The sequence below is a fragment of the Bacillus velezensis genome, from assembly GCF_001461825.1.
Lineage (GTDB): Bacteria > Bacillota > Bacilli > Bacillales > Bacillaceae > Bacillus > Bacillus velezensis.
This window is the reverse complement of the sequence record NZ_LLZC01000008.1, coordinates 15308-39744: the sequence shown is the minus strand read 5'-3', so window position 1 is coordinate 39744 and position 24437 is coordinate 15308. Positions and strand designations below refer to the sequence as shown.

24 protein-coding genes are annotated in these 24437 nt (G+C 47.4%); 12 read left to right on the top strand and 12 right to left on the bottom strand.

The window, feature by feature from the left end; translation table 11 throughout:
* Nucleotides 1–104 precede the first annotated feature (104 nt).
* From AR442_RS03560 to AR442_RS03550, 3 genes are all read left to right on the top strand, one after another.
* On the top strand, nt 105–4397 hold the full coding sequence (locus AR442_RS03560; RefSeq protein WP_101560368.1) for a multifunctional 2',3'-cyclic-nucleotide 2'-phosphodiesterase/3'-nucleotidase/5'-nucleotidase: 4293 nt from the start codon (nt 105–107) through the stop codon (nt 4395–4397).
* A gap of 209 nt (nt 4398–4606) precedes the next feature.
* Nucleotides 4607–5746 carry a YibE/F family protein gene (locus AR442_RS03555; protein WP_053285224.1) on the top strand — a complete coding sequence of 380 codons (1140 nt, stop codon included), beginning with the start codon at nt 4607–4609 and terminating at the stop codon, nt 5744–5746.
* Nucleotides 5743–6504: a YibE/F family protein gene (locus tag AR442_RS03550; RefSeq protein WP_022552750.1), complete on the top strand. Its 762-nt coding sequence runs from the start codon at nt 5743–5745 to the stop codon at nt 6502–6504. The genes AR442_RS03555 and AR442_RS03550 overlap by 4 nt, the downstream gene beginning before the upstream one ends.
* A gap of 35 nt (nt 6505–6539) precedes the next feature.
* Here the strand turns inward: AR442_RS03550 and AR442_RS03545 are convergent, their stop codons facing one another.
* The 4 genes from AR442_RS03545 to treP all read right to left on the bottom strand — a co-directional run bounded on the left by AR442_RS03545 (nt 6540) and on the right by treP (nt 11253).
* Nucleotides 6540–7205: an NAD(P)H-dependent oxidoreductase gene (locus tag AR442_RS03545; RefSeq protein ID WP_003155588.1), complete on the bottom strand. Its 666-nt coding sequence runs from the start codon at nt 7203–7205 to the stop codon at nt 6540–6542.
* Between the two features lie 132 nt (nt 7206–7337).
* A complete protein-coding gene (treR, locus tag AR442_RS03540) occupies nt 7338–8054 on the bottom strand; it encodes a trehalose operon repressor (RefSeq protein WP_022552749.1) in 717 nt (238 codons plus the stop codon).
* Nucleotides 8055–8075: 21 nt separating this feature from the next.
* Complete coding sequence (treC, locus tag AR442_RS03535; RefSeq protein WP_053285225.1) at nt 8076–9761, bottom strand: alpha,alpha-phosphotrehalase; 1686 nt, start codon at nt 9759–9761, stop codon at nt 8076–8078.
* Nucleotides 9762–9837: 76 nt separating this feature from the next.
* On the bottom strand, nt 9838–11253 hold the full coding sequence (treP, locus tag AR442_RS03530) for a PTS system trehalose-specific EIIBC component (RefSeq protein WP_014417186.1): 1416 nt from the start codon (nt 11251–11253) through the stop codon (nt 9838–9840).
* A 270-nt stretch (nt 11254–11523) separates the two neighbouring features.
* On the opposite strand from treP, the gene AR442_RS03525 reads away from it, so the two are divergent.
* The 3 genes from AR442_RS03525 to AR442_RS03515 are packed head-to-tail and all read left to right on the top strand — an operon-like array spanning nt 11524 to nt 12488.
* Entirely contained in the window at nt 11524–11784 is a 261-nt protein-coding gene (locus tag AR442_RS03525; protein ID WP_014417185.1) for a spore germination protein, read from the top strand.
* Between the two features lie 14 nt (nt 11785–11798).
* The gene (locus AR442_RS03520) at nt 11799–12041 is read left to right on the top strand and encodes a spore germination protein (protein WP_003155595.1); all 243 of its coding nucleotides are present in this window, start codon (nt 11799–11801) and stop codon (nt 12039–12041) included.
* 15 nt (nt 12042–12056) lie between these two features.
* Complete coding sequence (locus AR442_RS03515) at nt 12057–12488, top strand: Hsp20/alpha crystallin family protein (protein WP_003155596.1); 432 nt, start codon at nt 12057–12059, stop codon at nt 12486–12488.
* 9 nt (nt 12489–12497) lie between these two features.
* Here the strand turns inward: AR442_RS03515 and AR442_RS03510 are convergent, their stop codons facing one another.
* Nucleotides 12498–12875 (bottom strand): DnaJ family domain-containing protein, encoded by a 378-nt coding sequence (locus AR442_RS03510; protein WP_014417184.1) that lies wholly within the window; start codon nt 12873–12875, stop codon nt 12498–12500.
* Between the two features lie 245 nt (nt 12876–13120).
* On the opposite strand from AR442_RS03510, the gene ltaS reads away from it, so the two are divergent.
* A complete protein-coding gene (gene ltaS, locus AR442_RS03505) occupies nt 13121–15058 on the top strand; it encodes a lipoteichoic acid synthase (RefSeq protein ID WP_017419102.1) in 1938 nt (645 codons plus the stop codon).
* Nucleotides 15059–15098: 40 nt separating this feature from the next.
* On the opposite strand, the gene AR442_RS03500 is transcribed toward ltaS, so the two are convergent.
* Together AR442_RS03500 and nagE are read right to left on the bottom strand one after the other, a co-directional pair.
* Nucleotides 15099–15542: a YfmQ family protein gene (locus tag AR442_RS03500; protein WP_017419101.1), complete on the bottom strand. Its 444-nt coding sequence runs from the start codon at nt 15540–15542 to the stop codon at nt 15099–15101.
* Between the two features lie 126 nt (nt 15543–15668).
* Nucleotides 15669–17051: an N-acetylglucosamine-specific PTS transporter subunit IIBC gene (nagE, locus tag AR442_RS03495; RefSeq protein ID WP_053285226.1), complete on the bottom strand. Its 1383-nt coding sequence runs from the start codon at nt 17049–17051 to the stop codon at nt 15669–15671.
* A gap of 164 nt (nt 17052–17215) precedes the next feature.
* Between nagE and map the strand changes: the two genes are divergently transcribed.
* The 4 genes from map to AR442_RS19760 all read left to right on the top strand — a co-directional run bounded on the left by map (nt 17216) and on the right by AR442_RS19760 (nt 18884).
* Complete coding sequence (map, locus tag AR442_RS03490; protein ID WP_014417181.1) at nt 17216–17965, top strand: type I methionyl aminopeptidase; 750 nt, start codon at nt 17216–17218, stop codon at nt 17963–17965.
* A 56-nt stretch (nt 17966–18021) separates the two neighbouring features.
* Nucleotides 18022–18333, top strand: coding sequence for a DUF3243 domain-containing protein (locus AR442_RS03485; RefSeq protein ID WP_003155607.1), 312 nt, complete (start codon nt 18022–18024; stop codon nt 18331–18333).
* A gap of 82 nt (nt 18334–18415) precedes the next feature.
* Entirely contained in the window at nt 18416–18571 is a 156-nt protein-coding gene (locus AR442_RS20260; protein WP_003155608.1) for a hypothetical protein, read from the top strand.
* Between the two features lie 178 nt (nt 18572–18749).
* Nucleotides 18750–18884 carry a YflJ family protein gene (locus tag AR442_RS19760; protein ID WP_003155609.1) on the top strand — a complete coding sequence of 45 codons (135 nt, stop codon included), beginning with the start codon at nt 18750–18752 and terminating at the stop codon, nt 18882–18884.
* 40 nt (nt 18885–18924) lie between these two features.
* Here AR442_RS19760 and AR442_RS03480 read toward each other — a convergent pair whose 3' ends face one another.
* Nucleotides 18925–19584 (bottom strand): MOSC domain-containing protein, encoded by a 660-nt coding sequence (locus AR442_RS03480; protein ID WP_053285227.1) that lies wholly within the window; start codon nt 19582–19584, stop codon nt 18925–18927.
* A 67-nt stretch (nt 19585–19651) separates the two neighbouring features.
* Here AR442_RS03480 and AR442_RS03475 point away from each other — a divergent pair, with 67 nt between their 5' ends.
* Complete coding sequence (locus tag AR442_RS03475) at nt 19652–19924, top strand: acylphosphatase (protein WP_053285228.1); 273 nt, start codon at nt 19652–19654, stop codon at nt 19922–19924.
* Here the strand turns inward: AR442_RS03475 and nosA are convergent.
* From nosA to AR442_RS03455, 4 genes are all read right to left on the bottom strand, one after another.
* Nucleotides 19918–21009, bottom strand: a complete 1092-nt coding sequence (gene nosA, locus AR442_RS03470) for a nitric oxide synthase (RefSeq protein WP_029974070.1) — start codon at nt 21007–21009, stop codon at nt 19918–19920. The genes AR442_RS03475 and nosA overlap by 7 nt on opposite strands.
* Before the next feature lie 121 nt (nt 21010–21130).
* Entirely contained in the window at nt 21131–21925 is a 795-nt protein-coding gene (locus tag AR442_RS03465) for an MBL fold metallo-hydrolase (protein ID WP_014417176.1), read from the bottom strand.
* A 51-nt stretch (nt 21926–21976) separates the two neighbouring features.
* Complete coding sequence (gene citM, locus AR442_RS03460; RefSeq protein WP_014417175.1) at nt 21977–23275, bottom strand: Mg(2+)/citrate complex secondary transporter CitM; 1299 nt, start codon at nt 23273–23275, stop codon at nt 21977–21979.
* 192 nt (nt 23276–23467) lie between these two features.
* Nucleotides 23468–24430 carry a tripartite tricarboxylate transporter substrate binding protein gene (locus AR442_RS03455; RefSeq protein ID WP_012117061.1) on the bottom strand — a complete coding sequence of 321 codons (963 nt, stop codon included), beginning with the start codon at nt 24428–24430 and terminating at the stop codon, nt 23468–23470.
* Between the last annotated feature and the right edge of the window lie 7 nt (nt 24431–24437).

The window sequence follows — 24437 nt, the reverse complement described above, 5'->3', positions numbered from 1 at the left end:
TTTTTCATCTTTTTACAAGAATCATCATGAAATCTATATGAACTTTCACAAAATATTCTTACAATGGTACTGCATGACAAAATTTGTTGAAAGGTGGAGAACAGGTGAGAATACAGAAAAGACGATGCAGCGTCAATATGACACTCCGTATTCTGCTGCCCCTAGTTATGATACTTAGTCTAATCCTCCCAACATCACCCATTAAAGCAGAAGAAAACAAATCCTCCAGTGTGAATCTCAGCATTTTAGCCACAACTGACGTTCACGCTAACATGATGGACTACGATTACTACAGCGACAAACCGACAACGGAATTCGGGCTGGCCAGAACGGCTCAGCTTATTGAGAAGCACAGGCGCGAAAACCCGAATACGCTGCTTGTCGATAACGGAGACCTGATTCAGGGGAATCCCCTCGGAGAATACGCCGTAAAATATGAGAAAAATGATATCATTTCAGGCGCAAAGACCCATCCGATCATTGAAGTGATGAACAGTCTGCATTATGACGCAGGAACACTCGGCAATCATGAATTTAATTACGGGCTTGAATTTCTCGACGGGACAATCAAAGGCGCTGATTATCCGATCGTTAACGCCAATGTGAAAACATTAAGCGGCGAAAACCGTTATACGCCTTATGTCATAAAAGACAAAACCGTCACGGATGAAAACGGCGGCAAGCATCAGATAAAAGTCGGCTACATCGGCTTTGTTCCTCCCCAAATCATGACGTGGGATAAGAAAAATCTCGAAGGCCGCGTTCAGGTCGAAGACATTGTGGAATCCGCAAAGAAAACCGTTCCGAAAATGAAAGCTGAAGGAGCCGATATCGTCATCGCCCTCGCCCACAGCGGCATCGAAAAAAAAGCGCAGTCTTCCGGAGCGGAAAACGCCGTTTTTGACCTGGCAACGAAAGTCGGCGGAATTGACGCGATCGTATCCGGCCATCAGCACGGGCTTTTCCCTGATGCCGAATACAAAGGCGCTGATCAATTCGACGTCGATAAAGGCACGATTAACGGCATCCCCGTTGTCATGTCAAGCAGCTGGGGCAAATATGCCGGCGTCATCGACCTCCGGCTTGAAAAAACAGACAGCGTGTGGCATGTGGAAGATGCAAAAGGCAGCATCGAGCCGATTGCCGGCAATGTGACGTCGGAAAACGAAACCGTCGTCAATACCGTCAAAAAAGCGCACGAAGGCACTTTGAAATACATCAGAGAACCCGTCGGCCAGACAAAAGCCGATATCAACAGTTTCTTCGCCCAAGTCAAAGATGATCCGTCCATTCAAATCGTAACGGATGCGCAAAAATGGTACGCCGAAAATAAGATGAAGGATACGGAATACAAAGATCTGCCAATCCTCTCGGCGGGCGCTCCGTTTAAAGCCGGCGGGCGGAACGGCTCAAATTACTATACAAACATTTCCGCTGGCGACCTCGCCATCAAAAACATCGGCGATTTGTACCTGTATGACAACACGGTTCAGATCGTCAAGCTGAACGGAAGCGAAGTGAAAGACTGGCTCGAAATGTCCGCGGGGCAATTTAATCAGATCGATCAGGCAAAAGGCGGCAGCCAAGCGCTTTTAAATGACGCCTACCGCTCATACAATTTTGATGTCATTGACGGTGTCACCTATCAGGTCGATGTCACAAAACCGGCGAAATACAACGAAAACGGAACAGTCATTCATCCCGATGCAAGCCGGATCGTCAACCTTTCTTATCAAGGAAAGCCCGTCAGCGCCAAGCAGGAATTTCTGATCGTCACAAATAATTACCGCGCTTCAGGCGGCGGAGGATTCCCTCACTTAAGCAATGATAAAATCGTATACTCTTCTGCCGATGAGAACAGGCAGGTCTTAATGGATTACATCATCCAGCAGAAAACGATTAATCCGCAGGCTGATCATAACTGGTCCATCCTTCCGGTCAAAGGGACAAACCTGACATTTGAATCTTCCTTGGCTGCAAAGCCGTTTGCCGACCGCGCAGATGACGTCGCCTATATCGGTGAATCACAAAACGCGGGCTACGGACAGTACAAGCTCCAATTCAAAGATGATGAACCGGGCACAAAGCCGCCGAAAGATGATGCATGGAAACTCACCGTTATGCATACAAACGACACGCACGCCCACCTTGATAACGCGGCGAGGCGGATGACGAAAATCAAAGAAATCAGAAGCGAAACCGACCGCAGCATTTTACTGGATGCGGGAGACGTTTTCTCAGGCGATCTCTATTTCACAAAGTGGCAGGGGCTGGCTGATTTAAAATTGATGAACAGCATGGGCTACGACGCAATGACCTTCGGAAATCATGAGTTTGATAAAGGTCCGGGTGCTCTCGCCAGCTTCCTGAGCGGTAACGGGAGCGCGGCTGATCCGTCCGGAAAATACAATTTTCAAGCGCCTGACTTTCCGCTCGTCAGCTCAAATGTCGATGTGTCCAAAGAGTCAAAACTCAGACCATTCATGAAAAAAGCAGACACATTTACGGCAGGGAAAAAGAAAAAAGCAGGCATCTATCCATACATTCTGCTTGATGTAAACGGAGAAAAAGTCGCCGTATTCGGCTTAACGACAGAAGATACGTCCGTCACATCAAGCCCGGGAAAAAGCATTGTCTTTCATGATGCCTTCCAATCCGCACAAGATACGGTAAAAGAAATACAGAATAAGGAACATGTCAATAAAATTATCGCCCTGACCCATATCGGGCATCAGCGTGATCTCGATCTCGCCAAAAAGGTAAAAGGCATCGACTTGATCGTCGGCGGACATACGCATACGCTTGTAGATAAAATGGAAGTTGTCAAAAACGAAGAGCCGACCATCGTCGCCCAGGCAAAGGAATACGGCGAATATTTAGGCCGTGTCGATGTCGCATTTGACAAAAACGGCGTCGTTCTGCCGGAACAATCCTCTCTTCAGGCGCTGCCGGTGAACGAGCAGACGAAAGAAGACCCGGATCTGAAAAAAGAGCTTGATCCGTTTAAAAAAGAGCTCGTCTCAGTCAAAAATGAAAAAGTCGGCTCAACGAAGGTCGCACTTGACGGCCAGCGCGAGCATGTCCGCTCCAAAGAAACCAATCTCGGAAACTTCATCGCAGACGGCATGCTGCAAAAAGCGAAGGAAGCGGCCGGCGCCCAAATCGCGATCACAAACGGGGGCGGCATCCGAGCGGGCATTGATAAAGGAGACATCACACTCGGCGATGTGCTGAATGTGATGCCGTTCGGCAACACGCTTTACGTCGCGGATTTAACCGGAAAACAGATCAAACAAGCCTTGGAACAAGGATTAAGCGGAATTGAGGCTCAAGGCGGCGCCTTCCCTCAAGTTGCCGGTTTAACATACACGTTTACACTGAATAAAAAGCCGGGACACCGCGTTCTTCAAGCTGCGGCCGTACAGGATGACGGCAGCGTAAAGCCGATTTCTGATAAGAAGACATACAGAGTCGCCACCAGTAACTTTGTCGGTGAAGGCGGAGACGGATATTCCGTCTTTAACGAAGCGTCCCATAAAGAAGACCTTGGCTTTGTCGACTATGAGGTCTTCACCGAGCAGCTTGAAAAAGCGGGAAAAGCGGTGGAACCGAAAGTTGACGGCCGCGCGCAGGAGGTGTACCTGCCGACGAAACAAAAAAACGGCTCGTGGACGCTTGAAGATGACAGCGCATTTGCCGTCTATGCCAAAAACGCCAACACGCCGATCGTGTATTACGATAAGAATGACGGCGCCAAAAAGCCGATTGATCTCAGCGTGACAAAAAAACAAATCGGCCTGTTAAAGGACAGAACATCGGATTCTTCCCTTACGATCCTGCATGACAAGTTCAGCATGAAAATGCCGATGGCAAACGCTGCTTCAGCTGATACACGATTCGGCGTGACGCCGAAAGGAAAAGTAAGCGGGGCGCTTTCAAATGTATACGACTTTACAATGAAGCAGAAAAACAAAGACATCAAAACATTCAAAGCGCCGGTAAAGCTCATCCTGCGCATTGATAATACGAAAAAGGCGAAACAGCCGGGCATTTACCATGTAGACCGGAAAAAGAACGTCTATACAAAAACAGACAACGGTTCGGTTTCACACGATCTCGTCACGGGCTATACAAATCATTTCAGTGAATACACCATATTAAACGCAAACACGAAGAGCGCGCCGCCGACAAGCGGAGATCACGGCTCCGGAAAGCAGCCAAGCGGACAAAAACCGTCATCCGGCCCTGCGCAGGACGGGGTATCGCCGGGCGGCCTGCTTCCTGATACGGCCACAACGATGTATTCCATCCTTCTTGCCGGCTTTCTCATCAGCGCGCTCGGAACCGCACTGTATCTGTATCAAAGAAGAAAAGCAAAAAAAGTGAACGAAGCATAAAAAGACCGCTTTTATCGGGCGGTTCATCCCAAGAGCTCTCCTGATCTGATTTCAGGGGAGCTTTTTCTCTCGGTCCCCCTCTGAGTCGACAGCCGTACGGCCGAGTGATAAAATATGAACGTTATTCGCGAAAGACTGCATCCGCATCGTTTAACACTTCACGGCAGGGCCTCTCTTTCACACGGCGCCGCCTGTTTGGAGGACTTTTTTTGAAGATAACAGGAAACAACCGAAACCGCATGTCTTACAAGAAAAAGCTGTTTTACGTGATAACAGCGCTCTGTTTTATCAGCTCGCTCATTTTCGTCACTCACAACGCTTCTTTTTATGAGCGCCCGATTGCCAAAGTGACGAAAACAACATTGGAACATCAGTCTGACGTACAAGACATGCATAAAAACAAAGATAAGATTTTCAATCAGACGATCACTGCCAGACTTGAAAACGGCAGTCAGAAAGGACAGCTCATTCATTTGTCCAATCAGTATTCATCATCCGGAGCGAACGATCAGAAATATTCGATTGGCGATGAAGTATTCGTTTCTATTGATAAAGGGAAACCATCAAACAAAGATATATCGGGAAGCATTATAGATAAAAAACGGGATAAACAGCTTTTGCTGATCGCTTGGGTTTTCATCTTCACCTTGCTTATCGTCGGCAAAAAACAAGGCTTCTTTTCGATCGTCAGCCTGATGTTTAACGCCGTTTTACTGTCGTTTGCATTAGATTTGTACAGGAAGCATCCTAATATAGGGTTAATTTTCATCTGCGGTATCTGTATTCTCATCTTTACTGTCATCTCATTGCTGCTTGTCAGCGGTTTTCACGCGAAAACATACGCCGCCATTGCCGCGACACTCGCAGGCACTTTCGTTTCCCTGCTGATTACGTATCTGGTAATGCTGGCAACCGGAGAGAAAGGTCTCAGATATGAGGAAATGCAGTATTTAACCCGCCCTTATCACACGGTGTTCATGGCCGGGGTATTTATCGGATCACTGGGAGCGGTCATGGATGTAGCCATTACCATGACGTCATCTGTCTTCGGTTTATATGAAGAAAACAAGGATATCTCATTACAAGCTCTCAGACGTTCCGGGATGGAGATCGGAAAAGACATCATGGGGGCGATGACCAACATTCTGTTTTTTGCTTATATAAGCGGCTCTATTCCGATGATGCTGTTGTATTTGAAAAATGATTCCCCGATAGGATTCACTCTTTCTATGAACATTTCCTTGGAAATAGCCAGAGCATTGGCCGGAGGGATCGGAATCGTATTAGCCATACCCGCCAGTCTGTATGCTTCTATCTTTTTTATTAAACGAAAGAAGGCAAGCTCATGAATGTCATCGTAATTCTCGCGGCGATTTTATTTCTATTAATGGTCATCATCGGCGGAAAAAAAGGAGCGAGGTCTTTTATTGCGTTATTCTTAAATTTCGGTGTTCTCTTTCTCACCATTATTTTCATGACAGACCCGCATATCAATCCGATTATTTTAACATTGCTCTCTTCCGCCGTGATTTGCAGCATTACTCTTTTTTATATTAATGGAGGAAACGTCAAAACCGTAACCGCCTTTATTTCTGCAATGCTGACGATTGCATTGCTGCTGTTTTTTATTATGTCTGTAACAAAACATACTTCGATTCAGGGATTCGGTGAAGAAGAATTGGGTGATATCGGCATATTCACACTGTTTGTCGGGGTGGATTTTGTGAAGGTTACCGCAGCCATGATCATCATGGGCACGATAGGGGCGATTACCGATGTCGCGATTTCCATTACTTCACCCATGCGGGAAATTTACAGTCATAATCCGTCCATGAGCAGAAAAGATCTGTACACATTCGGATTAAGCATCGGGAGAGATATTTTAGGAACGAATACGAATACGTTATTCTTTGCTTTTTTCGGCAGCTATTTGGCTTTAATTATCTGGTTTAAAGACTTATCATACTCAGCTGAAAAAATTGTGAACTCAAAAGTATTCAGTGCGGAAGCCGTCACCATTCTTTGTGCCGGAATCGGGATCGGCATCATCATTCCCGTTACATCCTGGATCACCGCCTGTTTTTTAGCAAAACCAAATAAACGTTAAAAGCTGCCGGGACACGCCCGGCAGCTTTTTTTATCTTATACCCACTTTACAACGTCTTTTGAGGCAGATCTTGTTTTCGGGCGCGGTTCTCTGACACGGTAGCCGAATGCGGCCATAACAGAGATGTCGAAACTTCCGTTTTCCAGAAGCCCTTCTTCTTCAAGAATCCGGTGAATTTCTTTGTAGTTGAAGCCTTCTACAGGGCAGGAGTCGATTCCGATCTGCGCAGCGGCTGTCATCATATTGCCGAGGGCGATGTAAGTCTGTTTGGATGCCCAGTCAAACAGCGCGCGATCTGATTCAAGCAGATTGAAATCATTTTTCTGGAAGTCTTCCGTTTTGCTGATATAGCCTTCATACATATCTTCCGGCATTTTTTTGACTTCCCGCAAGTGATTTTTGACATAGTCGGCGTCAAAACGGATATCCTTTGCCGTCCGGGCAAGCAGAAGTACGAAATGACTTGCGGTCGGCAGCTGCTTTTGCGCGCCCCATGTGAACTCGCGGAGTTTTTCACGAAGCTCCGGATTTTGAACGACGACAAATTTCCAAGGCTCCAAACCGAGTGAGCTTGGGGATAATCTTCCCGTTTCTAAAATGAATTCAAAATCGCTTTCTGAAATTTTTTTCTCAGGATCAAATTCCTTTGTGGCGTGTCTGAATTGATACGCTTCGATGATCTGCTGTTTTTTATCTGACATTCATGATCTCTCCTTTTCAATCGTTATGTACTATTGTAGCCATTATTTTTGAAAGTACCAGTACGCACATTTTTGTTGGATAGTATTCATTTTGATACTGACAAAAAAAACGGCTGCCGCGGCAGTCCGTTTTTATTTTTCTCTTCTCGCAAAGTCGACGAAACGGAATTTATCGAGCCTGTGCCGGCTTTCCGTGTACTGAAAGAGGCTGGTATCCTCCAAAAAGACGCGGTTTTTCACGACCGCCATATGGCTGAATCCGCCGAGATCCAAATACTTCCGGTCCTCTTCCCCCGCCGGCTCCACGACAATTTCCTTTTGCGCGTAGCTGATGGACAAGCCGAGCTCTCCTTCGAGATACTCATAGATCGAATCTTCGCAAATCGCCTTCGTCAATAGAGGCACGTGTTTTTTCACAAAGTAATCCTTGTCCAAAATAATATGTTCTCCGTCAATCCGTCTTGATCTGACGACTTCCCACACCTTTTCATCCGCTTCTGCACCAAGCTCTTTTGCGGCTTCTGAGGGAGGCGGGATCAGCCCGAGACGGTGAACCGTCGTTCTCGTCTCTTTTCCGAGCGTTTCCGAAAGCTCTTTGAAGCTGATCAGGCCTGAGACGGGAAAACGCATTTTTTCTCTGTCTAATATGACGGAACCTTTGCCTTTGATTTTCTGGATGTAGCCGTTTTGCGCCAGCATATTGAGCGCTTTGCGGACGGTTTCTCGTGATGTGCCGTATTGATCGCACAAATCATTTTCAGACGGAAGAACGTCTTCAGCCTTCCGCTGGCCGCTTTCGATCTGCCGCACCATATCTTTATAGATTGTGATGTATTTATTCACTTTCATTTGACCACCCAGATTAGTGTATCACGCTTTTGTCAGATGATAAACGATCGATTCATACGGACGGAGCGTCAATCGTTCCGGCCGCCCTTCCCTCGGTTCATCATTCGTCAGCAGCACCGTAAACCGCCAGCCGTCCGTGTCTTTAAGCGGAACCGTAAAGTCCGCTTCTTTCCCGTAGAAGTTGTTGATGCACAGCAGTTTTTCATCTTTGCCGTGTCTGACGTACGCCAGAACCGCCGGATCGTCTTCAGCAAGCAGCTCAAACGTTCCTTCAGTCACGATGTCATATTCCTTTCTGAGCTTGATGAGCTTCTGATAATGGTAGAAAATTGAATCTTGGTCCCGCAAAGCCGCTTCCGCGTTAATGTCCCGATAATCATCCGCCGCCGGAATCCAAGGCGTTCCCGTCGTGAAACCGCCGTGCGGCCCGTTGTTCCACTGAATGGGGGTTCTTGCATTGTCTCTTGATTTCTCTTTTAAAATGGCGATAATGTCATTTTCGGGCACGCCTTCTTCCTTCATCTTTTTGTAAATGTTCAATGATTCGACATCGCGGTATGAGCCGATGTCATCGAATTTCGGATTGCCCATGCCGATCTCCTCACCTTGATAAATGTAAGGCGTGCCCTGCATCATATGAATGGCCGACGCCAGCATTTTGGCTGATTTCGTCCGGTATACGCCGTCGTCTCCGTATCTGGATACGGCCCGCGGCTGGTCATGGTTGCACCAGAATAATGCATTCCAGCCTCCGCCTTTTTGCATCTCCGTCTGCCAAAACGCTAAAATCCGTTTCAGCTTCAGAAAATCAAACGGAGCGAGCGCCCATTTTTCACCATTCGGATAATCCACTTTTAAATGATGAAAGTTAAAGGTCATATCGAGTTCTTTATTCTCAGGGTTTGTGTACCGGATGCAGTGATCCGCCGTTGTCGAGGACATTTCCCCGACCGTCATGCTGTCATATTTCGAAAACACTTCCCGGTTCATCTCATGGAGAAATTCGTGCACGCGCGGCCCGTCCGTATAATAAGGGCGCCCGTCACGCCCCTCCTCGGCATCAGGAAACGATTGGTCTTTAGAAATGAGGTTGATCACATCCAGCCGGAAGCCGTCGATCCCTTTTCGGAACCAAAAATGCATCATGTCGTAAACCTGTTTTCTCATCTCTTCATTTTCCCAGTTCAAATCGGCCTGCGACACATCAAATAAATGCAGATAGTGCTGGCCTGACACCGGGTCGAGCTCCCAAGCGGAACCGCCGAATTTTGATTCCCAGTTGTTCGGCGCCCGGCCGTCTTCCTTTCCGTCTTTCCAAATGTAAAAATCCCGATACGGACTGTCGGGTGACGAGACCGCTTCTTTGAACCACCGATGCTCGACTGATGTATGGTTTACGACAAGATCCATGACGACCTTGATTCCTCTTTTGTGCGCTTCATCGAGAAGGCGTTCAAAATCCTCCATCGTTCCGTATTCTTCATAAATGGTGCAATAATCGCGAATGTCATAACCGTTGTCATTCTGCGGCGAATCGTAAATCGGCGTAAGCCAAATGACATCAATCAAAAGCTTCTGCAAATAATCAAGCTTCTCGATAATACCGTTCAGATCACCGACCCCGTTTCCCGTCGTATCATTAAAGCTCTTCGGATAAATTTGATATACCGCTGCCTTTTTCCACCATGGTGTGCTGTCTGTTTTCATTTTTCTTCACCGCCTGTAATGTTTTGAATTGAAAGGGAAAAGGGACAGCCTGATAAAAAGGCGCCCCGCAGGTTTTCTATTTTTGCCGTTTCAGCCGCGCATACCCGTATGTTCCCGCAAACGGGAGAATCAGCACGATCAGCATTCCGATCGCAAACGGACCCCAGTACTGACTCATAATGGAGAAGATCCCCGGCACGCCGCCGACTCCGACCGAGCTTGCGAGAACGCCTTTGACGGAGATGAACATCCCCGCGATTCCCGAACTGATCATGGCGATCACAAACGGAAATTTGTAACGCAGATTCACGCCGAAAATCGCCGGTTCGGTAATGCCCAAATATGCGGAAATGCCGGCCGTCAGTGAAAGCCCCCGCTGTTTTTTATCTTTTGTAATCAGCATCATGGCCAAAGCCGCCGATCCTTGAGCGATATTTGACAATGCGAGCATCGGCCATAAAAATGTGCCGCCGAGCTTTGAGCCGATTAATTGAAGATCGACCGCGAGAAACGTATGGTGCATCCCCGTAATCACAAGCGCCGAATACAGCCCTCCGTACAGCAGGCCTCCGATGGCGGAGAATTGGCCGAAAACGGCAATCAATCCCGCCGTCAGCGCGTTACCGATCGCAAAGGTAATCGGACCGATGATGACAAAGGATAGAAAACCGATGACCAAAAGCGTCACCGGCGCGACGACCAACAGCTGAATGCCCTCCGGCGTCCGTTTCGTCAAAAAGATCTCAAGCCTGGCAAGTAAATAAGACGCCAGCAGAATCGGGAGCACCTGACCTTGATACCCGACTTTCTGCACCTCAAGGCCGAACAGGTTCCACACCGGAATATCGCCGCTCTGCTCGGCAGCCCCGTAGCCCCATGCGTTTAACAGATCAGGATGCACCAGCATCAGCCCGAGCACGATGCCCAAAAGGGGGCTTCCTCCGAACCGCTTCACTGCCGACCAGCCGATTAAAGCCGGCAGAAAAGCGAAAGCCGTCCCCGCGATCAGATTAATCATATTGGCGAGATCCGCCCATTGCGGATATACTTGGACAATCGATTTGGCGCTGTAGAAAATGCCTTCCGCCGTTAAAATGTTGTTCAGACCCATTAACAGCCCGGCCGTGACGATCGCCGGCAAGATCGGAATAAAGATGTCCGCAAGCGTTTTCACAGCACGCTGTAAAGGATTCATTTTTTGCGCTGCCGCCTTCTTCACGTCATCCTTGGACGCTTCACCCATCCCCGTTTCCTTCACTAATTCCGCATATACTTTGTTGACCGTCCCCTGCCCGATCACGACTTGAAACTGCCCGTTTACTGCAAAAGATCCTTTGACAATGTCTATTGCATCAAGCATTTTTTGGTTTACTTTGGTTTCATCTATTAACGCAAACCGCAAACGCGTCACACAATGAGTCGCCGCCTCAATATTTTCGATTCCGCCGACAGCTTCAGCGATCTGCCGCGCAGCCCGGTTAAACTCACCCATGCCAACCCCTCCGTAACCGTTTTCATTTCGTCTCACAAACTTGTATATACATGTTTATGACTCTATTGTAATGATGTATATACATGTCGTCAATCTATTTTTATAGCGCTTTCATCACAAATATACTGCGAAAGACCCTGAAACAAAAAAAGCCCCGCCGGAACCGGGCCTTGACTTCTTGTTTTATCGGGAACATGTCCGGGCGGAATTCACAACAGGAGCACAAAAAGCATACAGTACTGTACAACTAAGTTAAAGAGGTGTGAAGAGATGCCATCCACTGTTATCAACCTGTACTATTTGAAGATTAACAGTATTTCTGGCAACGGATCTATTACGATTGGGGAAGCGGCATACAACAGTCCCACCACAAATAACAAATCACAAGGACTGAACTCTTCATTCGGCGATACGTCACCTATAGAATCGATGATGGAGAACTTGTTAAATGATCCTGATGTCAACGACCAGACAGAAATCGGAACCGCAGATACCGCAAATGTTATGCCGGTGCCGCCCACTATAGATTAAAGGGGTTTTTATGAATGCCTTACCAAATTAACGTCGTCAATATAAAAGTAAACGGAGCAACGCAAAACGGAAACGTCGATATCGGTCAGACCGTACAAAACAGCCACACCGCCAACAGCAAATTTGTCGGCGCGAACTTTTCTTTAGGGGATTTTTCTCCGGCCGCCGGATGTTTGAATTCGGGCCATCTTGACCCTGACGTGAGCGACCAAGATCAGATCGCCAACCCGTCAATGCCGATCGCAAATCAAATATAGGGAGGTTCTGCCGAAGTGGATATCGAAAAAATGAGAAAGTGGCTTGAGATTACGAACGAGCACAAGCCCAGCGACTTTTGGACCAATGTCCTGAAACGGAAATCTCCCGAAGATTTTTTCTCCTTACAAAAAAACACCCTGACTTATGATATTTATCAGGATGAACAGCACACATTTGTCATTGTGGAAATGCCCGGCGTTTACGAAGAAGAATTGACATTGAGGCTGCTGTCAAGAACACGGCTGCATATAAGAGGAAACATCACACCCCTTTTTCCAAAGAACATGGGCGTCTGCCAAAACCGGTATTACGGGGAAATCGATGAGACGATTGAGCTTCCTGAACCGGCTGAGCCCCACCTGTTACAGGCGCAGTGCGTAAACGGCCTGCTCCACATTTCCTACCCGCGCCTTATGGAGCACATTCCTTTTCAGAAAAAAATCTAAAGAGCCGGCTTACGGGCGGCCCAGCCGTCTGTACACTTTCTCCTTATAATGAGAAGATGCGGGTTTTGAGAACATGGCTTTCTCCTCTGTCAGTTTATCGAGTCTGACTTGTTTTTCCGTCCGTTTGTTCCGCAGGTGATCCCGCTCCTGTTCATTGCGGCACTTGGAGATCAAATAATCGAGCGTCATCAGCTCTTTCTTCAGCGCGCCCTCATCCTCGGCGATCCCGGCGTTTTTTAATATGCGGTAGCCCATTCTGAGCGATTCCGGAAGATGTGCGGCATCGTCTTTGGGCAGGGGCTTTCCCATTCCTTTGATGCCGGCGAACTCTCCATCCTTAATGGCGCGCTTGATTTTATCTTCAGCCACGATATGGGCAATATCCATCACTGTTCACCTCTTTTTTCAATAGAACCGGGTGTGATCATGCGGAAACACAAATCCCAGTTTGTGCCATTTGTGTTTTTTAAAGCTGTCATTCAACAGATCAACCCCCGTTGCGACAGCGTTTTTCGCCCTTTTTCCGATGAGCCTTTTCCACCTTTTCTATTTGCTGGTTTCATGGTATATTGATTACGTTCGTTTTTTCTATCGTTCCGTGTAAACCGTGATCGGAAAAAAGGAGTGTAACAATGAAAACATTTATAAAAGAAAGAGGACTTGCCTTCTTCTTGATAGCGGTCGTGTTATTGTGGGTGAAAACATATGTCGCTTATATTTTAAACTTTAACCTCGGCATAGACAACACGATCCAGAAAATATTGCTTTTTGTGAATCCGCTGAGCTCCAGCTTGTTCTTTCTTGGATTTGGGCTTCTTTTCAAGAAAAAATTACAGCAGACAGCCATTATTGTGATTCATTTTTTATTGTCTTTTTTGCTTTTTGCAAACATCGTCTATTATAGATTCTTTAATGATTTCATTACCATCCCGGTCATGATGCAGGCAAAGACAAACGGCGGCCAGCTCGGAGACAGCGCGTTCTCGTTAATGAGATGGACAGACGCCTTCTACTTCCTGGATACCGTCATTTTGATTATTTTGGCCCTTAAGATGAAAAAACCGGCTGAAAAACCGGCGAAGAAATCATTCAGAATCGTTTTGGCTTCCGCCGTGCTTGTGTTCCTGATCAACCTCGCCGTCGCGGAATCCGATCGTCCTGAGCTTTTGACACGCTCATTTGACCGAAACTATCTGGTGAAATACTTGGGCACGTACAACTTTACGATTTACGATGCCGTGCAGAATGTGAAATCAAACAGCCAGCGCGCGCTTGCCGATTCAAGCGATGTAACGGATGTGGAAAACTATATGAAGGCCAACTATGACGTGCCGAACAACGTCTACTTCGGAAAAGCCGAAGGAAAAAACGTCATCTACGTCTCATTAGAGTCTCTGCAATCCTTTATCATTGACTATAAAATTAACGGCAAGGAAGTGACGCCGTTTTTAAACAAACTGGCGCACGATAATCAAACATTCTACTTTGATAACTTTTTCCACCAAACGGGACAAGGTAAAACATCTGATGCGGAATTTATGATGGAGAACTCTCTGTACCCGCTTTCGCAAGGTTCGGTTTTCGTCAATAAAGCGCAAAACACGCTGCAGTCCGTTCCTGCGATCCTAAAAGGCAAAAAGTACACATCTGCCGCTTTCCACGGAAATACGCAGACTTTCTGGAACCGTAACGAAATGTACAAAGCGGAAGGCATCGATAAGTTTTTCGATTCCGCTTATTATGACATGAGCGAAGAAAACACGAAAAACTACGGCATGAAAGATAAACCGTATTTCAAAGAATCCATGCCGCTCTTAAAGAGCCTGCCGCAGCCGTTCTATACGAAGTTCATTACGCTGTCCAACCACTTCCCGTTCGGAATGGATAAAGAAGACACGGACTTCCCGGCGGGAGACTTTGGCGATTCAGTCGTCAATAACTACTTCCAGTCCGCGAACTATCTGGATGAATCAATCGAACAGTTCTTTAATGACCTGAAAAAAGACGGCCTGTACGATAAGTCGATTATCGTGATGTACGGAGACCACTACGGCATCTCCGAAAACCATAATAAAGCGATGGCGAAAGTGCTCGGCAAAGATGAGATCACTGAATACGACAATGCCCAGCTTCAGCGGGTGCCGCTCTTTATCCACGCTCCCGGCGTGAAAGGCGGCCGCAATCATAAATTTGCCGGTGAAGTCGATGTTGCGCCGACCGTTCTTCACCTGCTCGGCGTCGATACGAAAGATTATCTCATGTCAGGTTCAGATATCTTATCGAAAGAGCACAGAGAAGTCATTCCGTTCCGTAACGGAGACTTCATCTCACCGAACTATACGAAAGTGTCCGGCAAGTATTACGATACGAAAACCGGAAGACTTTTAGATGATTCAGAAGTCGACAAAAAAGAAGACTCTCTCGTCAAGACTGAGCTTGAAATGTCTGATAAGATCATCAACGGCGATCTGCTTCGTTTCTATCAGCCGAAAGGCTTTAAGAAAGTGGACCCTTCACAATTCGATTATACGAAGCGTGAAGATTCCTCAGCAGATGATCAAAAAGAATAAACAAAAGCCAGATCATATCAATGATCTGGCTTTTTTATGTTCAGCTCCCGGCAGCGGCCATAGAGCGCTTTTGCAGGCTGTCGGAAAGAACTGAATAAGCGACGACTTTCTTTTTCTGCTGTTTGACGACATCTACATGATCTTCGTAGCTGTATACAAACACCGTCACATCTTTTTTTCCTTTTCTCGTCTTAATGACAAGCGGATCGGCTCCGTTTTGCGGATGAAGATAACGCTCTTCATCCCCTGGGTATATATAATGCCGTTCGATAAACACGGCATCGTTAAAATCATCAATCACCCGGCGTTTGTCTTCGCCTTCCAGACGTTTTCCGCCGAGGGAAACGGCAGCGGACGCGTCACTGAGCTTTGAATGGGTTTCAAACTTGCGGAGAATCCATTCCACCGCTCCGGTAGGAAGGCATGTCAGCAAAATCTTAATCAGGCTTATGACAACAATTGAAACAACTGCAATCCATGTCACCTTACATCATCTCCATACTTGTTCTACATGAATCTTAACATAGAAGAAAACATTGTTTTTTGTACATTATGTGAAACTTGATATATGTTCAAAAAAAATCCGGATCACATAGGTGATCCGGATTTTTCAAGTCTGCTTCTGGTCATCACGGCTGACGGCCTCTCTCAGCTCTTCCGCGACAAATTCGACGTTCGGCCCGATAATGACCTGCGCCGTTTTATTCCCCGTTTTGATAACCCCTTTTGCTCCCGCTTTTTTAAGCGCCGCCTCATTAATGAGAGACGTATCCTGCACGGTCAGCCTGAGGCGGGTCGCACAGTGATCAATCGTTTCGAGGTTTTGCCTGCCGCCGAGCCCCTTGAGCATGGCATGTTCTTCGACGGAACCGGTCGTATCTTCACTAAGCACTTCTTCCTCTTCCTCATCATCTTCCCGTCCCGGCGTTTTCAAGTTTAACGTTTTGATGAGCATATAGAATACGACAAAATAGATCACCGCATAACAAAGCCCGACAACGAGCAGCAAAAGCGGTTTTTCGGCAATGCCGTAGCTGAGGAGATAATCGATCGCCCCCGCCGAGAATGAAAAACCTGACCTGATTCCGAGAACATTTACGATAAATAAAGAGAACCCGGTTAATATAGCATGAACCCCGTACAAAAGCGGTGATAAAAACATAAATGCAAATTCAATCGGCTCTGTAATTCCGGTAATAAATGCCGTCAGCGCGAGACCGATCATCATTCCGGCCGTCGCTTTGCGCTTACTTGGCTTAGCCGCGGCAATCATTGCCAGACATGCGGCCGGAAGCCCGAACATCATAATCGGGAAGAATCCCGTCATATAAGTTCCCGCCGTCGGATCCTTCGCAAAGAAGCGGGCCAGATCTCCCGTTTTTCCGTGAAAATCGCCAAACTGGAACCAAAAAATATTATTCAGCACATGATGAAGACCGAATGGAATCAAAAGCCGGTTAAAAATCCCGTAAATCCCGGCGCCGATCCCGCCAAGCCCGATCATCCATTCCCCGAAGGACGTAATCACCGACTGAATCGGCGGCCACACAAATCCGAAGATCCCCGCCAAAATAATGGTAATCAGCGCCGTTACAATCGGAACGAGCCTGCGCCCGCTGAAAAACCCGAGATATTCGGGCAGCTTCGTATCCTTAAAGCGATTATACGTGTATCCCGCAATTAACCCCGCGATAATCCCTCCGAAAACGGCCATATTATTTGTCGAATTGATTGATTTTACAGCCGCGTCCAGCATGATATAAGAAATTGCTCCCGACAGAGCGGCGGCCCCGTTGCTGTCTTTGGAAATCCCGATCGCGATTCCGATCGCGAAAATGAGCGGCAGATGATCAAATACCGCGGTCCCCGCCGCGTAAATGAACGGAATATTTAATAAGTCCTCTCTGCCGATGGCCAAAATAATACCAACGGCGGGCAGAACGGCAATCGGAAGCATAAATGATTTTCCGAGTTTTTGCAAAAATTGAAGCATTTTACCCATCCCCCTTCTTTTTTCTTAAATATACCACATAAGTTATCTAGTGATCTATACCAATTTTCCTTCATTTATTCACATAAGGCTTGTTGGTTTTCTATTTATAAACCAGTTGTGGTAAGCTTGAATCAGATGATTAAAAATAGAAAGCGGGAATGACAATGATTGTAACGAACGATCAAGAATTAGAAGGCCTGAAAAAAATCGGCAGAATCGTCGCGCTGGCGCGTGAAGAAATGAAGAAAAAAGCCGAGCCCGGCATGAGCACGAAAGATCTTGACCTGATCGGAAAGGCGGTGCTTGACGAGCACGGAGCCGCTTCCGCTCCGGAGAAGGAATACGATTTCCCGGGCGTGACATGCATCAGCGTAAATGACGAAGTCGCTCACGGCATTCCGAGCGCCTCTAAAATCTTAAAAGCCGGAGATCTTGTAAATATCGATATTTCGGCGGAGTTCGGCGGTTTTTATTCAGATACGGGCATTTCATTTGTGCTCGGAGAAGGCGATGAACGTCTGCAAAAGCTTTGTAACTGCGCAGCATCCGCATTTCAGAAAGGATTGGATCAGGCAAAAGCCGGCAAACGCCAAAATCAGATCGGCAGAGCCGTCTACCATGAAGCCCGCTCCAACGGATTTACCGTCATTAAAACGCTGACGGGCCACGGAATCGGCAGAAACCTCCATGAAGCGCCGAACCACATCATGAATTACTACGATCCGTTTGATAACGCGCTTCTTAAAAACGGAACCGTGATCGCGCTTGAGCCGTTTATTTCCACGAAAGCGGAAACGATTGTTGAAACGGGAGACGGCTGGACGTATAAAACGCCGGATAAAAGCCTTGTCGCCCAAGTGGAACACACCATCGTGATCACAAAAGACAAACCGATTATTTTAACTGCATTGTAATGTTTCATCTCCCTTCCAAACAGGTATACAACAACTAACCCGAAGGAGGGAGACGCATGAAAAAAGATAAAGAAAAAATCAAAATCGAAAACGAAATACACGCCATGCACGGCGTAACGAAACAGCAGATTTTAGAGGATTTCGAGGAATTTAAGGCGTACCTTCATCAGAAAATTTCCGCCGGAAAAAAACTGGGTCTGGATGACAGCAAAATCATTAAAAGCGCCGCCATCCTCGGGGACTATCTCGCCAAACACGAGGAGCCCCGCAATGCGGAAGAAAAACTCTTACAAGAACTGTGGGACATTGCGGATGACAATGAAAAACAGCATTTGGCCCAGCTTCTCGTCAAACTTGCCGGACACTGATACAGTGCCCGGCTTTTTTATGCCCCGTTATAAGAGTTGTGCTACACTGGACATATGTCTGTGAAAGGAGCCATTTTTCAACATGTGGTTTATTATCTTCGGGTTTATTTTCTTTATTGAAAGCATCATTCTCACCGTTTACGGGGTGAAGAAAAAGAAGGGGATGCTGATTTATTTCGGCGTCGTTTTCGGAATCATGACACTCGGAACGGTGCTGTTAAAATTAACCGGCCATTAAGCATGAAAAGACCGCCCTTTACATATATATGTAAGAAAGCTTTACATCTCTGAATCGAAAGTCTCAGTTTTTGCTTTATCCCTTTTCAGCGTCTTTTTATAGATGTTACAATGCCAAAAGTTTGGCAAAAACTGAAGAAACCTCCCCAGCGGGAGAACGGAGAAAGGAGTTTTCTGACATGCATTATGGCAGTAAAGGCTGGTATGTAGAAGAGTTAAAGAAAAAAGGAATTACCCACTATGAAGGAAGAAAGCTTCAAAGCTTCAAAAAGTACTTCCTTGCCAATCTGCTGGAAACAAAAAAACAAGCATAACGTAAATCAGCCGTGCTGTCAGTGCAGCACGGCTTTTTTTCTATACATTCCTGAGCCTGTCCCTTTTTTTAAGGAAGGACTCCCTCCAGCTTTCTGACAGCGCTTCTTCCCGCAGTATTTCTTCAATCGCTGACAGATTGCCGGAATCACGATATTTCACTTCATTCGCATACCAGACGGAAATGCTTTCTTTGCCTCTCGACAGACGCTTGAGGACGGGACGCGGATCGACATATCCTTCTTCAAGCACCCTGAAATAAAAGCCGGTAAATCCCGTCTGCTGTACACGGAGCACCATATCTTTGATGCCATATTTGAGCGCGAGTTTGACGCAGGGCTGGCGCGGCTGGCTTACTTGAACGACGGCTTCCCCCAGCTGAAAGACGTCTCCGATCCACACGTCTTGTTCGGCCAGTCCTTTGACCGTTACATTCTCTCCGAACGCAGCGGCGGGAGGTTTTCTTGCGAGCGTTGTTTCCCAATATGAATAATGCTCGGCGGGATACACGCACACCGCTTTATCGGGGCCTCCGTGATTCTTCAGATCAGCCTGCCCGTCCCCGTCAAAATGGGTTTTATACAGCATGACGGGAGAATCAGCGGGCCGCTTTATGATGCCGGAATTGATTTGTCGGCCGGCAAATTCATGAATTGCGGGCTTTCCGAGATTGATAGATAAGACAGAATAGTCTTGCGTCACCTCGTTCACATCCTTTGCGAAATCTCATATCTTTCCTTTATCATAGTAAGAAAAAGGTGGTTTTTCCATGCTTCAATATCATATGATTGCAGACGGCCGGGTTCAGGGCGTAGGTTTTCGCTACTTCGTCCAGATTGAAGCCGACAGACATAAGATAGCCGGCTGGGTAAAAAACCGTGATGACGGCCGGGTGGAGATCCTTGCCGAAGGTCCTGAAGAGTCGTTAAAACAATTTGCCGAAGCGGTCAGAAAAGGCAGCCCCTTCTCAAATGTCACAGGCGTAACCATCGAAGAATCACACCGGCTGAAAGGGTACCGCACTTTTACCATCAGTTACTGATAAGGCTTGTCCTGATAATAATAATTCGGCTTCACAATCGTATTGTCATATGATTTATGGAAAATGTGGGTGGAAGCCGGCGAGATCGGCGGAATCAGCCAGGTCCAGTCGCCCGTCAGCTTTCTGCCCGCGTCTTGTTCCTGTTCTTCAAAGCGTTTAAATTGATTCGCCGCCGTATGGTGATCGACTATGCTGACACCGTGTTTTTTGTATGAATAGAGCACTGCCTTATTCAGTTCCACCAGCACCTGATCTTTCCACAGGTCGGTATTCAGGCTGGCGGAAATCCCCATGACCGCAGCGGCTTTTTTGAGCATATCATACCGTTTTTCGTCAGCAAGGTTCCTTGCGCCGATTTCGGTTCCCATATACCATCCGTTAAAAGGCGCCGCGTTGTACGACAGTCCGCCGATTTCAAGCCTCATATCGGCGATAATCGGAACCCCGTACCATCTGAGATTTAAATCGGCAAACTCTTCAATATCCGGATGGGTGATCGGCACTTCTTTCACGAGCGTCTGAGGCAGGTCATACCAGACCGGCTGCCCGTCCCCTTTCATCCGGAAAAGCAGCGGCAGAATATCAAAATCGGTCCGCTTCCCGCGCCAGCCGAGTTTTTCGCAGACAGCCGTCAGCTCATATGATGCCGGATCACCGACTCTTCCTTTTTCAGTCTCATATCCCGCATAGCGGATGAGCTGGTGATTCCAGATCTCCACTTGTTTCTCCCCATTCTTCTCAGGAGGGAAAATCGTAATTGTCGGTTTAATTTTTCCGCCGTTCGTGGCGATTTCAATATGTTCAAATAATGCGTCGCGCACCTCTTCTTTCGTGTTCACACCGCGCCGGTCAATGACGTTCAGCGATTGCCAGAACAGACGCCCGATACAGCGGTTGCTGTTGCGCCACGCCATTTTCGCCCCGTGTTCAAGTTCTTCCGCCGTATGGACGTAACTTCCCGTCCGCTCTATCTCATCTTTTATCGCGTGTAGACGCGCGTTGATTTGCGATTCCATTCCGAGTTCCTGATAGCAGACATCAATAAAATCCTTCGCCTCATCCCAAAGTATTTCCGTATGTTTCAAAAAACTCTCTCCTTCAATTTACATCTGTTTCCCATTGTATCGTTTTTAGGAGTGAACACAATGGTTTTTTTGTATCATACTGGAAACTGCAAAAAAAACACCTGTGATTTTCGCAGGTGTTTTACAAAACGGAATGCAATTTTTCAGCCAGTGTAAGCAAATCCTCACGGTAGTTTTTTCCCGTCATCGGAATTCCGTGACCCGTCAAAAGCGCTTCCGGCTCCAGTTCGGCCAGTTTCTGAACGGATGCGGCCGCCGTCTGTGTATCCGCTGTAAAATAGGCGGGCGGCCCGTGAAGCTCTTGCTTTTGAATGACAACGTCCGCAAGCGATTCCTGTTCAACAGTGATCACGGCATCACCGGCAAGCAGAACACGGTCTTTATCCCGGAATAATGAAATATGGCCGGGTGTGTGGCCGGGCGTATGCACCCATTTCCATTCTTCAAGAAACGGAACGGTACCGTCTGAAGGCAGTGCCTGAACGGACGGAATACGGATCGTATGGCGCGGAAACAGCGGTGACAGCTTTGCGACAAGCCCTTTTTTCGCATCGGGCCTGGCAGGCGGATAATCCGCTTTCCCCGTGACGTACGGGAGCTCCTTTTCATGAATGTAAACCGGCACATTCCAAAGCTCAAGCAGCTCTTCAATCGCACCGACATGATCAAAATGACCGTGTGTCAAAATGACCGCCTTCAGCTGATACCCCTCTTTGAACCGGCGTTTCATTTCTTCTGTTATCATCTCCGCCGATTGCGGCATTCCCGCGTCAACCAGAATGATTTCCCGCGGAGCTGAGGGATTTTCGATAAAATAAACATTCGCAATCTGCACGGTCAGTCCGTAAACGCCGTCCGCCGCTTTAAAACCGGCACCGCTTCTCACTGAAAAAAGCGGCATAAACGGATCACTCATCATGGCACCTCCTCTAATGCCTTTAGTGTGCGACGAACCGGGTGTTTTATGTTAAAAAATCGTGATTGCGCCGATGATGAGCGCAAAGGCCGTCATGACGATAACGGCTAGAACCGCCCATTTCATCGCAAATTTCTGGTGTTCATCAATGGTGACCCCGGCAAGCCCGACTAATAAATGCGTCGACGGCACGAGCGGGCTTAACATATGAATCGGCTGGCCGATAATCGAAGCGCGGGCGATTTCCACCTTATCTACACCGTACGCCACGGCGGTCTCGGATAAAATGGGCAGCACGCCGTAAAAATAGGCGTCATTAGGCATCAGAAACGTAAAGATACCGCTCGTTAAGGCAACAATCGCCGGAATAAACCCCCCCATCTGTTCCGGAATAAGCGATACGAGGGAAATGGCCATCTCATCAACCATCTTCGTCCCCGTTAAAATTCCGGTAAACACGCCTGCGGCAAAAATCATCGAACCGATCGCAAGCACATTGCTCGAATGGGCTGAAATACGCTCCCTTTGATCGTTAAGCTTCGGATAGTTGACAATCAGCGCAATACAAAACGCAATGATGAACAGCACGGTTAAATTCACTTTTCCTGACACTAAAAATCCCACTAAAGAAAGCGTTAACATTAAATTGAACCACCACAGTTTCGGCCGCTTCCATTCATCTTCCGCAGCCGCAGCCGTTTCATTTGTATGGGACGGCTGCTTTAATTCGATCACCCCGAGCCGTTTCCTTTCCATCCTTCCGAGTACATAAGCGACCACAATCATACACACCATTCCGCTCGCAATGACAGGCAGCATCGGCCCCGTCAGCTCTGCCGGGTCAACGCCGAGCGCACTCGCCGCACGCGGCGTCGCGCCGCCCCATGGTATCGTGTTCATGATACCCATGCCGACACCGGCGATTCCCGCTAAAATAATCGGACGGATTCCGAGCATGATATACAAAGGCAGCATTGCGCTTGTCGTAATCATATACGTCGTCGAGCCGTCTCCGTCCAGTGCGACAAGCATGGTCAAAACGGCTGTTCCGACTACAATTTTGAGCGGATCGCCTTTAACCAGCTTTAAAATACGCGACACCATCGGATCAAATAAACCGGTATCAATCATAATGCCGAAATAAAGAATCGCAAACATAATCATGACTGCGATCGGCGCCACCTGTTCAATACCGGAGATCATCATCTCGCCGACCCGGTTAAAAGAAAACCCGGCAAACAGCGCAAACACGATCGGCGTTAATACGAGCGCCGTTAACACTGAAAGCCGTTTTGTCATAATCAGCACCATAAAAACAAGCATCATAAGAAAGCCTAAGATTGCTAACACAGTATGTCCCCCTTATCATGAATACGCTTACATTTTAAAGGCCCGATCCCCTTTATCCGCCTTTTTGCTATCTTATGAGAATTGGATATTGAAGTAAATATTTTGGATTTTAAAGATTTTTAATTTTTTATAACCTTTTCGTTCATTTTGTTCATTTATAAATAAAAAGCCTCCCGCAAATATGCGGAAGGCTTATTTTTCGCTGCTCATCATCTCTTTATAAAACTCGGTCTGCTCTTCTAAAAAGCGTTTTGCGCCGCTGCTGTTTTTATAAAAGCTCTCCCAATCCCGTTTTTTCAGCATTTGCTTCCACTCCGCGGATGAGGTAATCTGTTTCAAAGCCTGATCCCAATAGGCGATCTCGCCTTCGGTCATGTCTTTCGGCCCCATGATGCCTCTCCAGTGCGCAAAGACAAACGGCACCCCCTGCTCTTTCCATGTCGGCACATCGCTGAAGCCGGAGAGCCTTTTGTCCGACGTAACGGCCGCCAATGTGATTTTCCCTTTCCGATAGGCGTCTCTCGCTTCTGAAATGGTCATTGAGGCGGCGTCTATCTCGTGGCTGATAAGAGCTTCAATGACTTCATTGCTGCTCCCGTATTGAAAAAAGCGGATATCAAACGGAGAAATTCCGGCCATTTCCGCCGCTCTCGCAAAGGAGAGCTGGTCATCATTTCCGAGGCCGGGCGCAAATCCGATTTTTATGCCGCCCGGATGTGCTTTAATATCGCCGAGCAGCCGCTTTCCGCTTTTTATCTTTGAATCCTTCGGAAGAGCGACGGTCTGCCACTCTTTTGCGATAATGGCCAAAGGCGTAAAATCAGCTGCCTTCAGCCGGCTTTGTCCCAAAATTTCATTGCTTAACAGCAGGCTTGAATTCATACTGATGACATCCGTTTTTCGTTCGTTTACATATTTCCAGCCGCTGTCTCCGCCTCCGCCGGGTTTATAGACGATCTTTACGGGCCGGCCTAATATTTGCTTCCGCTCTATTACCGATTGCAACGCTTTTGCCGTTACGTCCCAGCCCCCTTGAGGCGCCGCCGGGACGACAATTTCAACCGGCCCTTCAGCTGAACGGATGCCCGCCATCTGCCGTCCGTCAAAAGAAACCAGCGCCGCCAGCATGACAAGAAGCACTCCCAACCGCTTCATTTCTCCC